Genomic DNA, 14911 nt, shown 5'->3' with positions numbered 1-14911 from the left:
ACTATAGGAGCACAGCATGTCCTCCATCGAAAAAGTAAAGCCATTTTTCATGAATTGGCTCACCTAAAATATCTTCCAATGCTTTACCGTACAAGTCCAATTGGAATCGGTACTGCTCCGTTAAGGATTCGATACCTCCACGGTGTTCCAGCACCCGGTCTGTCTTATAGTCCAGCAAAACCAAATGTCCATTTATCCGGAACAAACAGTCCACAACCCCTTGAATTAACACAGTCTCATTATCCAAAAGCTGATCTACGTTCACCACAGTTCCGCGAGTCTCTTCCGTTAATCCGAGAAATGACAAACCTTTATAAGCTTCTGCTGCAGACAATCCATAAGAGAACGGCATCTCTCGCCAGACCTGCTCGGCTTCAATCAGCTTCAAACCTACCGGTGAACGGAAAATACCTAAAATGTCTTCTGGAGTTACAGCATCCGCCTGTGCTCTAGTAATCGTCTCATTCTCGGTAAGCTTTGCAATAGTCTGCTCTATTACCGAAAGATCTGTACTGCTACTAAGCGGTAAGTGCTGCATGACTGTATGATAGACAGTTCCTCGCTCTGCTGGCGTCAGCTTGCTCTCTTCCATGAATTTCGGCCGACGCAGATGAAAGGTAAATTGACCCTGATTCTTCTCCTCATCCTTCCGCTGCCTTTGAAGAGCAGTCTCCTCGATCATATCCAGCGAAGGACTATCCTGCATAGTAAGAAGCTTTTTCATTTCTGAGACAGAAGTTTTCGCCGATATTCCACTGACCAACGAATAAGGATAAGACCAGCTTAGACGTGAATAAATGTCCTGTCTCATTTCCTGTACACTACCTTCTCCAGTCCAACCGATATCAACAATCGGTTCTAGGTTACGCAGTGCCGACTCCTTGACAGTTCTCTCTTCCTCGGTTACTTCCTCTTTCTCACGAATCAACGTCGTCTCAGACAAAGAATCTGATGCCTCCAGTTTAATAACCCACTTCGTGTTGTCCGATGATAGAACACCATGATCAAGCGTATCCAGGCCAGCAGCTTCCCTCAAAATATGTGCAGATGGATGACGGACGATGGCCGGTCCGATCCAATCCAGATAACTCCGCCCGCGGGCGAGCATATAATCTGGCAGAAGCAATTCAAGCGCATTGTCAGCTTGTGCCCAGCTGCTCACTTTTTTTGGCAGGTCCTTTAGGGTTCCAACCAGCACCATCTTCTCCTTCGGTCTCGTAAGGGCAACGTACAAAACGCGCATCTCTTCAGCGAGCAGTTCCAGTTGGGACCTACGACGAATCGCTAGATTTGGCAGTGTCGGATAACTAACTCGCAGCTTCTCATCCACATACTTCGGACCAAAACCCAGCTCTTTATGCATCAGGAATGGAGCGTTCAAATCCTGTTGGTTAAATTTCTTTGATATCCCGGCAACAAACACAACCGGAAATTCCAAGCCCTTGCTTTTGTGAATCGTCATTAGGCGTACGGCATTTCCCTCTGCCTCTGCACCGCCAGCGGCTCCTAAATCTCCTCCATTGTCACGCAAACGGGATATAAATGTCAGGAAACGGAATAAGCCTCTAGATGAAGTATCTTGTTCATACTGTACAGCCCGATCATAAAGCGCCGTCAGATTGCCTCTACGCTGTGTTCCTCCAGGCAGTCCCCCGATCCAGTCCAAATACCCTGTCTCACTATAAATCCGCCATATCAGGTCACTGAGACTGCCCTGACGCGCATCCTTACGCCAGCTTTGTAGCCTTTCCATAAACTTCTTCAGTTTCCCATACAATTCATTGGATATACCATTTCCCGTGCTCTGAATGTTGGGTTGGAGCGACACCGATCCCATATCAGCCAGTCCTGCTGCTGCCTCAGCGTATCCAGGTAAATCAAGACCAGTTATCCAATGGTTAGCATTCAATCCTGCCTGGTCCAGCAGATCAGGCTCGTACGTAGCAATCGCTTCGGAAAGTGCATCATAGAAAGTTCCACCAGCGCATAGACGAACTTGCGCTAATTCCTCTTCTGTTAAACCAACAATAGGAGACCTTAGTACAGAAGCAAGAGGGATATCCTGCTGAGGATTATCGATCACTTGGAGTAAAGAGAGCATGATTTCAACCTCAATCGCTTGAAAATACCCTTTACTCTGTTCTCCAAACGAAGGAATTCCTTCCTGTCGCAGCTCCTCCATAATTAAAGGCGCCCAGACCATTGCTGAACGGAGCAAGATAACCATGTCACCATATTGTGCAGGTCTCATCGATTTAAGAGCTTTATCATACACCATGAGCGGTTGGCCATTCTCACCTATCATCTCTCGAATCCGGCGGGCAATAGCGCGGGCTTCCAGCTGGGCAGTCTCCATCTCTAAACGTTCTGCTTCAGGAGAAAAACTGTCCGTCTCCGATCCTTCCTCTTCCTTCACTTCCTCTGGATCTGGGCCAAGACGGTCGATCAGAATAAGTTCAGGAGAATAGGGGTTAGCTGATGTGTCTTCATTTTCTTCATTCGAATGGTTGCCAAGAGCTGCTCTGGCCTCTGGATAAAAGGCACCACATACGAGTTCAGCACGCTGATCATAAGCAATTTCAGCCACAGACTCATTCATAATCTGTCTGAAAAGCATATTCACAGCGTCTACCACTTCCATTCGGCTTCTAAAATTCCGTGCGAGATCAATCCGGATTCCAGATGGAATCAGAGCATTAGATTCTCCGGATAGATCTCCCGCAGGATCTCCAACCTCATATTTCTTGTATTTCTCCAAGAACAAACCCGGCTCAGCCAATCGAAAGCGGTAGATACTCTGCTTAACATCACCAACCATAAACCGGTTACCAGGTGACTCTCTCGAGATCAAGCGGACAATATCCTCCTGTACACTATTTGTATCCTGATACTCATCGAGCAGCACTTCATCAAATTGCTGACGGTATTCGAGCGCAGCGTCCGAAGGCATTAGCTGACCCGGTAGCGAGTCTGGATGTCTTAAAATTTGAAGGCAATAATGCTCCAAATCATTGAAATCCACCGTACTTTTCGCTGCTTTTGCCGCACGATATCGATCCGCAAACGAAATCACTGTCTCCACCAACTCATTCATAAGCGGGGCTGCTGTATGAAGCTCACTCATAAATTCAGACGCAGGACGACCGAACAATGCAGTCTTAAGCTCATTAATGGTCTTCTTAACGGTGTCGCGCAGTTCTTTTACCCTCTCCTGTAATTCTGGAAACACATCGCCCTTACGAACAGATTTCAGTTTACCGAATGAAACATTGCGAAAGGTATCATACAGTTGTTCCCAAGGCTTACTGTTTACTGCCTCAAGCAATGAATTGACCATCGCTTTATCTTCTTCCAGATTTACGGCATAAGGAGCTGGCCCACCCGGCTGCAGCGCTATAGAACGTGCCTGCTCCAACAAACCAATTGCCCCGGAGAGTGCTAAGTGAGCGTCAGCCAGAATACTACGGACCCATTCCGTCTCTCCGAGCGCCGCCGTATCTTTCACCTGAAATTCTGCCGCCGTATCCCGAAGCCAACGTTCAGGCCAAGAATGACTTTGTGAGAAGTTATAAAGCCGCTGAACAAGGCGGTATAACGCATCATCACTTCGTTCACCACTAAACCAGTCTGCGAGCTGCACGAAAGTTCCACCGCGCTCGGCATCACCATACTTTTCCTCAAAAAGCTCTTCCAGAATGTCTTGACGCATGAGTTCCGCTTCGTGTTCATTCAATATCCGAAAGCTCGGATCAAGAGGTATCAGCTGATAATAACGTCTTATTACTTCCATACAAAAAGAATGAAGCGTTGTGATAGAAGCCCGACCGAGTAGCGCAAGTTGACGCCGGAGATGTTCATTATCCGGGTCTTTCTCCAGTTCTCGATCAAGTGCTTCCCTTATACGTTCACGCATTTCTGCTGCAGCTGCTTTTGTAAATGTTGCTACGAGCAGACGATCCACACTAAAGCCTCCGCTCTCATCCGTAATTTTTCGGATAATACGCTCGACCAGTACGGCGGTTTTACCGGAACCCGCTGCTGCAGCAACCAAAATATCATTTCCGCTAAGAGCGATCGCTTTCCACTGGTCATCACTCCATATACTGCCTTCCGGCTTAGTCATGATTCCGTTCACCTTTCGTCTCCTCCTTTCATCTGACCGAGCAGATCCCATACTTGATCTTTGCCCGGTTTCCCTAGTAGCTGATAATGACTTCCTTCCATTGCCTCATCAAACTGACATACAGGCCGATATGAGCAGTGGGTGCAAGCCGTCTCCTGCCCAATACGATAAGGTTCTATCTTTACTTCTCCACCCGTAATCTGCGATCCAATCCGAACAATATTCTCTCTCACTGCACCGAGCAGTGTACTCCATTGATCAGGAGAAGCAACAGATGCACTGCTATAGAAGCTCCCATCCGCTTTAACCGCAACAGGCAAAATAGCAGAGTGGCCTTTTTCCAGTGCCGAATCCATCAAGGAAACAGCCTCACGGTCAGCGAGCAGCAACCCTTTCATCTTGAAGCGCTTGAGCAGTTCTTCTGCTGCCTGATCCGCATTCATCCCGTTCGGTGATTGAAGCACCGGATCATGAACATGAAAATACAAAGTGCCTGCCGGCATTGCCGCCTCTCCTAACCAATCCTCGGCAAACGTAAGTAATACGTCTAAATAGGTCAGCATCTGTAGGGACAGTCCGTAATACACTTCGTGCAGGCGCAAATCTTTTTGACTTGATTTATAGTCAATGACCCTCAGCATAATACCGTTCTCCCCACGCGCCATATCCACACGGTCAATACGGCCAACTACTTCCATGGTCACTCCGTTTGGCAGCTCGAAGATTAAAGGAGGGATAGGCTTGTCCGGTCCGAAATCCAATTCCAAACCAACCGGTTCAAAGCTGCCCCGGCGAGATTGCTCACCTAATATAACTGAGGCACGGCCGACGATATTCTTAAGCTTGCGGGATATATATCCGTATCTCTTCGAACTTAGCAATATTTCACCCTGCAAGAGCGGAACAAGCCGATCCACCGTCGTCTCTGCCTCCCGTAAACATTCATCCGCACTTAGATCGCCCCAACTGCGGCGCTGTTCTTTGAACCGAGAAGCCATATCGGTAAGCGCAGCATGAAACAATTGCCCAATATCAGGAGCTTGGAGTCGGTATAACTGACGCTCCCGCAGCTTAAGTCCGTGAGATGCAAAGTGTGAAAAAGGACATGCAACAAATCGCTCCATGCGTGACACACTAGTTCTCAGCTTTCGGCCATACAAACGCCGACTCGTTTCCTCGCGAAGACTTTTCGTCTCATTGCGATAAGAGAGCGAGGAAAGCATAGATCCAAGTTGTTCTTTCCATTCCGGGCTTCGCGCGAACCAATTATATACCTCCCACCAAAAAGGAGGCAGGCTTTCACCATTTCGAAAGTCACGAAGTCTACCCACAAGAAATGCGAGCGATTTTGTACTTCCTGCTACAAATTCCCCCTGAGCCTCCGCCGACTGCTCTCCGTGAGGTTGAGGAAACAGCACTTGTTCCTTTATTTGAAACATGTTTTTCAAATGCCGTATGACCTCTGAGGGTAATAGGGTCTTCCCTTCGTGATCCGCTGCCGGATAGCTTACCCACAGCCTATGACTGGCAATAGTCAGCGCTGTATATATAAGAAAACGCTCATCCAGTAAACGCCGGGAAATGTTTGGAGCAAGCTCCATGCCTGAGCTTTCAAGAGTAACCCGCTCCTGTTCGGTCAATATCCCATCATCCTGAAACTGAGCAGGAACAACCCCATCATTAAAGCCCAGCAAAAAGACATATTTTACGCCTCCGGAACGGGTATGATCCATGCTGCCGACAAGTACCTGATCAAGTGAAGGCGGTACAAGTGCCATTTTAAGCTCTGTTAGCCCTGTATCCAGTACTCCAGTAAACATCTCCGTACTCAGCTTCTCATTTCCCATCATTTCAACAATTTGATCCAGAAGATCCAGGACAGCCCCCCAAATCTGGCGATGCTCTCTCGCATCTTCTGGTCTTCCGTCTTCCAGCGCAGCCCGGTTCATGAGCTCAAGCTTCTCTGGTACATGGGCTTCTTCAAGCAGTCTGTACACCGCCGTACACTTATCACGTGCTGTTGCAGCTTTCTTGATTCTCTTCTCAAAAGCATGTAGCGGTCCTGTAATGGCAGCACGGCATTCCTCAATACGACCTTTTGCCTGACGAGTCTCCCCGGCCCCATCTTCCAGAGAAAGACTAGGTACCCCTTTCCATGGACGACCGTCAGTCCACCTTGAGCCATGGATCCCCGAAGCTAGTACATGGTTCTCAAGAGCATCCATATCTTCTCTGGACAACGTCCCGTCAAGTGGAAGCAGTAGGTCTGTTTTGACACAGCGGAATACATCATCATAACGCCAGCGACGCTCTACTACGTCCAGTGCAGAACGGATGAATTCAACGAGTGGATGGTGAAGCTCGCTGCGCTTTTGATCGAGGAAATAAGGTACATCGTATTCACGAAACAATGGACCGACTAAAGATTCATAATCTCCCAGATTCCGTGCGAATACAGCCATCTCACGATATCTGGCTCCTTCTTCTCTCGAAAGCCTAACCATCTCTCGAATTGCACCTTCTACTTCGGCACGCCGGTTAGCAGCGACGTACAAAGCTAATCCTTGCGGATTCAGAGCTTCTTCACCATCAAGAGGTCGCCAGCGAATTTTTCGGTCATAGCCTCGTTCCAGATGTGCCAACACTGCGTTTTCCTGAAACCTAGGCAGCTTCTCTGGACCAAGCAGCGTATGCGATGTCTCAAATCCTAATTCATCTGCAATACCTTGCAGCTTTATATAAGTCATAGCTGTAGGGTGGAATAAATCTAGTTCATGTGGCAGGGAACCGTCCAGATAAGGTTTGTCCAAAGTCAAAGCAGCCGTAACCGAAGAAGCATGCTGTATTAGTTCTCTGAGCACAGCATACTCCTGTGGAGTAAAGCCATGAAACCCATCAATCCATACATCTGCGTTTCGGATATACTCTGAGCGGCTAATCCCTTCAGCAAGGGTAACGAGTGTGTCTTCCTCATCCATGTAAAGAGGTGCCAGCTCGTGCTCAAAATCCTTGTACAACATTAGTACATCTTCAAGCTTACGCCGAAGCATTGGTGGACTTCCTGCCGTCGCAAACTGAGCCAGTTGATCTTCTACACAGGAAGAATCTATACAGTATCGTTTCATCTCGGTATACAAATCACTCAGTTTCCCTACGAAACCAAGTTGGTCTCCTGAGGCACCGAACAACTTCAGTTCCTCTTTACGGCGCTGGATGATTTTGTATAGTAACATCCGCTTACCTTCCTCACTGATCGCAGTCTTGGCGCTGCCACCAGTCTCCTGCATTACCCGGTAGGCTAACCTGCGGAAGCTGAGCACCTGAGCACGAAGACTTCCCTTGATAACCCCAGAATTAATGAGCATATTCTCTGCCTGAAAGGATGCTTGCTCCGGTACAATCAGAATGATCGGCTTGCCTTGAGGGTCTTCTTTCAGTCGATTTGTAATCTCTTCGCATATCGCGGTGCTCTTACCGCTCCCAGATCGTCCGATGACAAAATGCAAGGACATGTCGTGCCTCCTCAAATCTATGACCTAATATTTTATAAGCGCATTTATATATAAAATAGCTGTCTCACAACCTAATATATCGTGTCTAATAGTATAGCATAAGTGCTAAACAAAGGAACATACGTTTGGATTCCATTTCCATAAGCAACACAAACAAGAAATACAATTCTTTACGATTGATATCAAAAAAAAGACTGCCGGATTCAGCAGCTACATCTCGCTTCATCAGACAGTCTCTTATCCATTTATAATAATCGGCAATCCATTGCCTTAAAGCGTCGTTTTGCTGCGAACTTCAAATACCGCAAACTTCAAGTAATGACCTTCGTCTACACCTAAAATCTGTGGATGGTCCTTACCAGCTGCACGCCACTCGATTAAGCGCAATACTTTTCCCGCATCATGGGCCGCATCCTTGATCGTCTCCAGAAACAAATCCGGACGCATATGATACGAACAGCTTGCTGTAACGAGATAACCGCCTTCATTTACCAGTTTCATCCCGTGAAGATTAATGTCTTTGTAGCCGCGGCAAGCTCCCTTGACCGCACCCTTGTTTTTGGCAAAAGCAGGAGGATCCAGAATAACGACGTCCCATGTACGCCCCCCTCCAGCAGTGAGCGGCTTCGAGGTGTCAACTTTATGTCCCCCTCTGGCACGTTCCTCACGCTCTTCCACACCTTTAACCTGTGTACGAAGAAACTGAAATGCATCATCCACAACGAATTCGACACGATCTTGAAATCCGTTGAGCTCCACATTTTCTCTTGCGCTTTCGATTGCATGCTCGGAAATATCCAGGCAGGTTACCTTCTTAGCTCCATATTTGCAAGCGTGAAGTGTAAAGCTTCCGGTATGAGAGAAGCACTCCAGAACCGTGGCTCCGTCCCAGTAAGGGAATGAAACTTCTTTTCCGCTTTTGTTCACAGGAACTTTGCGAACTTGTCCATCCACTTCCACTTCTTGCACCGTAATTCCGCTTCGGCCTCCCCAGCCAGTCATAAGCGGTTGAATGGAAGCTCTGTTCTCCCGCTGATCAAAGAAGTATCCGGTTTTCTGTCCCTCTTCGATATCAACCTTGATTGTTAATCCATTTTCAGTAACCAATACATGTCGAGGACATTCGCCATACAAGATGCCTTTACGCTGCTCCAAGCCTTCAAGCTCCCTTACAGACACATCACTACGCTCATAAATACCTTTAGGGTTCATTACTTCTACAAGCGCTTCAACAATGATATCTCTAGAGCGATCCATGCCAAGTGTCAGAAGCTGAACAACGAGTACATCAGAGAACCGATCCACAATCAGTCCTGGTAGAAAATCTGCCTCTCCATATACGAGTCGGTATGCATTTTCATCACCGATAAACCGCTCACGGTGAGCAAGGCAATCTTTAAAGCGGGATACAAAGAAACTGCGATCCATCTTCTCAAGTGGTTGGTATGAGACGATTCTCACTGTAATTTGTGATTTTGGATTGTAATAACCAGTGGCAAGATAACGCCCTTGGTGATTCTTCACTTCAACCAGATCACTAGGTTCGGGATTTCCCTCAACTGATGCTATTTCACTTTTGAAAACCCATGGATGACTCTGTTCTAATCTTTTCTTTCGGCTGCGGTCTAAAATAACCGATGGCATTCTTAACTTCACTCCCTGATTTCTATCCCTTTGGACAATCACTGGTATGCGTGTCCCACTAGGGTCATATACGTAATTAACAAGTAGAAACGACTTCGTCGTCATTCACAATCTAAACAAAAGGAGAATCTCATGCTCTCTTCACTCTGGTTTCCAGTTACTTACGGCCTTGTCGTGTTCCTGCTCGGTATGAAGCTTATGGAAGCGTCACTTCAGCGTTTTGCCGGTCCCAAGCTCCATGAATGGTTGAATAAAGCAACATCCACGCCTTTAAAAGGTATGATAACAAGCACAGGTCTCACTGCTCTGCTTCAGAGCAGTACGGCTGTCACGGTACTGACGATCGGATTTGCTAATGCCGGGCTCCTAAACTACGCAGGCACACTCGGCATCATCCTCGGTACCAACATCGGCACAACCCTGACAACCGAATTGATCAGCTTGCAGATCGGACAGATCGCAATGCCTCTGTTTATTCTTTCGATTTTGGTCTGGACAGCCCTTGTCATCCTATATGAACGGATTCCGTCTTCACTCATTAAACTACGGAACAGACTCGAAAAAACACAATTCATTTGCTTTGCCTTTGCCGGATTTTCACTTATTTTGCTCGGTATCCGGATCATGCAGTCCATAGGTCCTCCGCTGCAGCAGCTTGGCGTATTTCAGTGGTTCATCGAACACGCTTCGCAAAGCATCTTATGGGGGATTCTGGCCGGGGCGGCTCTTACTGCCCTGATACACAGCAGTGCCGCAGTTATTGCCATGGCTATGAGTCTAGCAGTAAGTGGAGTCATGCCACCAACGGTAGGGGTAGCCATCGTGATCGGCTCAAATGTCGGCACATGTGTAACTGCTCTTATGGCTGCAGTAGGCAGCACGCAAGCCGGAAGATTTGTAGCCTGGGCACATCTGGGGCTCAATATTAGCGGTGCAATTTTATTTGCACCCTTTATAAGTACACTTGCAGCTGTTTCCGGCTTACTGGCAACAGATCCTGGGAGTCAAATTGCTCATTCACAGACTATTTTTAATATTGTATGCTCCCTGCTCGCTTTGCCTTTATGTTATCTGCCTGTATGGCGAAAGGAATCAAGTGCGTAGTTAAACACTGATATTCAGAAGTTCAAGTGCCTTGCGTAAAATAATATCATTGTTGCCGTATCCGCCCTGACGTTGTTTTTGCCAAGCTGTCTGAGGCTCATACCATTCAACATCGTTAATCTCTTCAATCTGTGGCTTTAAATTGCCCTCTTCAGCTTCAACTAAGTAATAATGCACTTCCTTGTCAACCACTCCGTATTCAGGATGATTGTATTTATAAGCAATAATATCAACTGGAGCAATAATCTTACCTACGATTCCTGTCTCTTCCAAAATCTCACGTAATGCCGTTTGCTCAATCGTTTCCCCGGGCTCCATCTTGCCTTTGGCAAGAGAGGTTTTTCCATAGCGATCCTGAATCAATTGAATTTGAAGCTCTCCATCCTTCTGGCGATAAACGACACCACCTGCGGAAATTTCTTTTCGATTCATATCTGCATCCTCCTTCATGTGCAACAAGGATTTCACTTCCGGTAAAGGGAAATGAAATCCTTGTCAGTTATGGCATCCATCTCTGAATTTATTGGGCAGCAGCCGCTAAGTCATTCTCCATGACGCTAACCAATTCGCCCTCACATTCATTCACTCCGGCTTTGGTTATCTTCACACGGCACAATTTCCCCTCAAGCTCAGGACCTCCGTCAAATACAACCAGCAGGTAGTTCCCACTATAGCCCTGCATTTTCCCACCATTCGGGGAACCTTTGTATTCCCGTTCAGGAATTACATCAACCACCTGACCTACAAATTGCTCGGCGTAGGCAAGCTGCAGCTGTTCTGACAAGTCGATCAGTTGATGAACACGTTCATTCTTCACTTCTTCGTCTACTTGATCTTCCATACGAGCTGCCGGCGTACCCGTCCGTTTGGAATAAGGGAACACATGCATTTCAGAGAACCCGATTTCTTTCATTAGATGATAGCCATTCTGGAACATCTCATCAGTTTCACCAGGGAAGCCGACAATAACGTCTGTTGTAATCGCCAGATCAGGCATCGCCTGACGAATCAGCTTCATCTTGTTCAAGAACTCTTCCGTCGTATATTTACGTCTCATCCGCTTAAGTACCGTATCATCTCCCGCTTGGATCGGGATGTGCAAATGACGGCACATTTTAGAAGATTTATTGAGCACTTCAAGCATTTTGTCGTCGATCTGACTTGCCTCAATAGAACTGATACGAATCCGCTCAAGGCCTTCCACACGATCCAGATCCCATAACAGATCAGACAGACGGTAGTTTTCCAGATCATCACCGTATCCACCAGTATGAATACCAGTCAGAACAATTTCCTTATACCCAGCCTTAACGAGCTGCTCTGCTTGCTGAATGATGCTCTTCGGATCACGGCTCCGAGACAGACCGCGTGACCATGGAATAATACAGAATGTGCAGAAGTTATTGCAACCATCTTGAATTTTCAAGAAAGCACGCGTACGCTCCGCGAAATCAGGTACGTCCATTTCCTCGAACGCACGGGTCTTCATAATGTTACGCACTGCGTTTATCGGCTGTCGTGACTGTTCAATCTCATGGATGAAACTCATCATTTTATCACGGTCCTGGTTCCCGATCACAAGATCAACACCAGGAATATCTAAAATTTCCGCAGGCGATGTTTGAGCATAACAGCCCGTCACCGCTACGATCGCATCAGGGTTACGGCGCACAGCACGACGAATCATCTGCCGGCTCTTCTTATCCCCCGTATTCGTTACATGACAGGTATTAATCAAATAAACGTCAGCGGTTTGTTCGAAATCCACCTGTTCGTAGCCTTCATTCTTGAAAAGCTGCCAGATGGCTTCGGTATCGTAAAAATTGACTTTGCAACCCAACGTATAAAACGCTACTGATGGCATATTCAAACTCCCCCCATTTCTCCAGATTCGTATAAAGCGCATGCGAGTGCAGTCATTCCTGCTGTCTCACAGCGCAATATTCGGCGCCCTAGCCCAACAGAAACAGCGCCAGCCTCTTCGGCCATTCTACACTCTTCTTCGGTGAATCCACCTTCTGGACCGACAAGCAACAGCAGACTAGCCGTAGATTCCGGCTCCTGTAATGCATGGGCTATAAAAGGCTTCAGCACGTCCCTAAGCTGGGATCCGTGCTCTTTCTCGTAACAAAAGCAAACAGTGTCGTAGCTAGAGAACGTATCCAGTAATTTTCTCCAGGTTAGAGGCTGCTGAACATCAGGAACGATATTTCTATGCGCCTGCTCAGCGGCTTCCTTGGCGATTTTACGCCATCTCTCCAACCGTTTGCCTTCTTTCTTGGCGTCATATTGGACAATTGTGCGCTCCGACATGAACGGAACAAACGTTACCGCACCGATCTCCGTGCACTTCTGGATGACCGTCTCCATTTTATCGCCTTTTGGCAGACTTTGAGCAATCGTCACCTTCAGGCGCGGCTCATGGGTCATTTCCAATGACTCCGTAACAACGGCAATAACGCTTGTCTGCTCTAAGCTTTCTATCTCCACCAGCGCTTCTCTGGACACACCATCACTTACAATGAATGCATCCCCCGGTTTGCCTCGCATAACTTTCGTAATATGTCTAGCATCTTCCCCGGTTATTTCTACGCGGTCTCCCTTGAACTGCTCGGGTGAAACGAAATATCGCTGCATATCTTTATCCTCACCTATCTCAAAATCGCCAAACCTCATCATACAACTTTTCATTCAACCTGACCAGAGAAAATCCGTACCAGCAAGCCTTAAATTAACCCCCAAACATTGTATTAAAGATGTTTAAGAAGAAAACCGATAGTTCATAAGCTTTAGCATAAAGCGGTCTGATTGTGTAATTTTGAAACGGTGGAATAAGAATAATTAACAAAAAGATCAAGATAGACCACTGTTCAAATTGCTGCAACTTCGCACGAACACGGCGCGGAACCAAATCTTCAACGATCCGGTAACCGTCCAGTGGCGGCAGCGGAACTAAGTTGAACAAGAACAAGAAGAAGTTCAATACGATAAAGGTATCAAAAAAGATGTGTATAGCTTGTACAACTCGAGCGTTATCAAAGCTATCAATAATCCCAAATTGGTAAAGACCTGCATACAGTAAACATCCTACAATGGCCAGCAACAAATTGCTAAGCGGGCCTGCAGCGGACACGATAATCCCCATCTTACGAGGGTTACTGAAATTATCACGATTGACTGGCACCGGTCTAGCCCAACCGAAACCAGCAAAGAGAATTAATACAATACCTAGAAAATCAAAGTGAACTGCTGGGTTCAGTGTAACCCGACCGAGCAGCTTCGCCGTCGGGTCGCCGAACTTGTTCGCGAAATAGGCATGAGAAAATTCATGCAGCGTGAACGCGATAATTAAAGTAATCAAATAAAAGGGAAGCAGCTCGATCGGATAATATAACAGTTTATCCAAAATTTCCATAATTACCTCTTCCTTGCGACAAACGCTACCCAGTCATCCTCACGGTGCATGTCTGCAATTTCAAAACCGGAAGAAATAAGCGCCTGCTCAACCACATCAATTTTGTTCTTGTATATCCCGGAAGCAATATACATACCACCAGGTTGTAGAGCCGCATAGACATCATCTACAAACAGCAGAATGACTTCAGCCAAAATGTTGGCCACTACAAGCTGCACAGGAAGTGTCACACCAAGACCATCTGACTCACTGCCACTTTTTATAACTGTAAGTAAGTCACTCTCTTTAACAACAATTCGGTCATCCATACCATTCAGCCGTGTGTTCTCTTTCGCGCTAGACACCGCAACGGGATCAAGATCCAAAGCTAATACACGGGATGCACCTAGATGAATGGCTCCGATCGATAATATACCTGACCCGGTACCAACATCGATAACTTCCTCGCCGCCTTGAATTACACTATCTAATGCTCTTAGGCAAAGTGAGGTCGTTGGATGCGCCCCTGTGCCAAATGCCATTCCCGGATCTAACTCAATAATCCGTTCATCGTCTGATTCCGGGGCATATTCTTCCCAAGTTGGTTTAATAGTAAGTCTCTCAGATACACGAATCGGTTTAAAATACTGCTTCCATGCGGTTGCCCACTCTTCCTCATTTACCGTTTTCAGTTCAAAGCGGACCTCACCTGTATTTATTCCGAATTCCGGCAGTTCCTCAATACGCGGAGATATTTCGTCCCTGATCTCTTCCAAGTTAACATCCTCAGAGAAATATCCTTTAATGACCGCATGTCCTTCAGGAATATCATTGAATGGAACATCGCCAAACCATTCTCCATGTGGCGTCTCCCGCTTCTTGTTCAATGTGCCAGACTCCTCGATTGAGACTCCGCCGGCTCCAGCTTCATGCAAGAAGTTAGAGATCATTTCCACGGATTCTTCCGTGGTATGTATCGTTAATTCATGCCATAACATTTTTAGGTGATCCTCCTCGTTTTTACATAAGTAATATTGTACTATACTGAGGACCCTTGTTACAAAATTTAAACACCATTTATTATGCGAAAAGCCATTCTCTCTATGTTTGCTCATAAAATAAGGCCCCTCAACG

At 46.7% G+C, this 14911-nt stretch carries 10 protein-coding genes; 1 reads left to right on the top strand and 9 read right to left on the bottom strand.

The annotated features are described in order from the left end of the window. Position 1 precedes the first annotated feature (1 nt). The 4 genes from addA to ACFQV5_RS21520 all read right to left on the bottom strand — a co-directional run bounded on the left by addA (position 2) and on the right by ACFQV5_RS21520 (position 9279). The gene (addA, locus tag ACFQV5_RS21535) at positions 2–4123 is read right to left on the bottom strand and encodes a helicase-exonuclease AddAB subunit AddA (protein ID WP_483874816.1); all 4122 of its coding nucleotides are present in this window, start codon (positions 4121–4123) and stop codon (positions 2–4) included. Positions 4124–4131: 8 nt separating this feature from the next. Beyond that, positions 4132–7635 carry a helicase-exonuclease AddAB subunit AddB gene (gene addB / locus ACFQV5_RS21530; RefSeq protein WP_379249849.1) on the bottom strand — a complete coding sequence of 1168 codons (3504 nt, stop codon included), beginning with the start codon at positions 7633–7635 and terminating at the stop codon, positions 4132–4134. 85 nt (positions 7636–7720) lie between these two features. Then, the gene (locus tag ACFQV5_RS21525; protein WP_379249847.1) at positions 7721–7861 is read right to left on the bottom strand and encodes a hypothetical protein; all 141 of its coding nucleotides are present in this window, start codon (positions 7859–7861) and stop codon (positions 7721–7723) included. 44 nt (positions 7862–7905) lie between these two features. Continuing rightward, positions 7906–9279: a class I SAM-dependent rRNA methyltransferase gene (locus ACFQV5_RS21520; RefSeq protein ID WP_379249845.1), complete on the bottom strand. Its 1374-nt coding sequence runs from the start codon at positions 9277–9279 to the stop codon at positions 7906–7908. Between the two features lie 132 nt (positions 9280–9411). Here ACFQV5_RS21520 and ACFQV5_RS21515 point away from each other — a divergent pair, with 132 nt between their 5' ends. Continuing rightward, positions 9412–10383 (top strand): Na/Pi cotransporter family protein, encoded by a 972-nt coding sequence (locus ACFQV5_RS21515; RefSeq protein ID WP_379249843.1) that lies wholly within the window; start codon positions 9412–9414, stop codon positions 10381–10383. On the opposite strand, the gene ACFQV5_RS21510 is transcribed toward ACFQV5_RS21515, so the two are convergent. The 5 genes from ACFQV5_RS21510 to prmA all read right to left on the bottom strand — a co-directional run bounded on the left by ACFQV5_RS21510 (position 10384) and on the right by prmA (position 14775). Further along, positions 10384–10815, bottom strand: coding sequence for an NUDIX hydrolase (locus tag ACFQV5_RS21510; protein WP_379249841.1), 432 nt, complete (start codon positions 10813–10815; stop codon positions 10384–10386). Positions 10816–10903: 88 nt separating this feature from the next. Further along, positions 10904–12247 (bottom strand): tRNA (N(6)-L-threonylcarbamoyladenosine(37)-C(2))-methylthiotransferase MtaB, encoded by a 1344-nt coding sequence (mtaB, locus tag ACFQV5_RS21505; protein ID WP_379249839.1) that lies wholly within the window; start codon positions 12245–12247, stop codon positions 10904–10906. A 2-nt stretch (positions 12248–12249) separates the two neighbouring features. Beyond that, a complete protein-coding gene (locus ACFQV5_RS21500) occupies positions 12250–13020 on the bottom strand; it encodes a 16S rRNA (uracil(1498)-N(3))-methyltransferase (RefSeq protein WP_379249837.1) in 771 nt (256 codons plus the stop codon). A 94-nt stretch (positions 13021–13114) separates the two neighbouring features. Beyond that, complete coding sequence (locus ACFQV5_RS21495) at positions 13115–13798, bottom strand: site-2 protease family protein (RefSeq protein ID WP_379249835.1); 684 nt, start codon at positions 13796–13798, stop codon at positions 13115–13117. 2 nt (positions 13799–13800) lie between these two features. Continuing rightward, the gene (gene prmA, locus ACFQV5_RS21490) at positions 13801–14775 is read right to left on the bottom strand and encodes a 50S ribosomal protein L11 methyltransferase (RefSeq protein WP_379249833.1); all 975 of its coding nucleotides are present in this window, start codon (positions 14773–14775) and stop codon (positions 13801–13803) included. Positions 14776–14911: the final 136 nt, after the last annotated feature.

It is taken from the genome of Paenibacillus sp. GCM10028914 (assembly GCF_042666275.1).
In the GTDB taxonomy this organism is placed as follows: domain Bacteria; phylum Bacillota; class Bacilli; order Paenibacillales; family Paenibacillaceae; genus Paenibacillus_AQ.
Note: the sequence above shows the minus strand (reverse complement) of the source record. Positions and strands in the feature narration are given on the sequence as shown.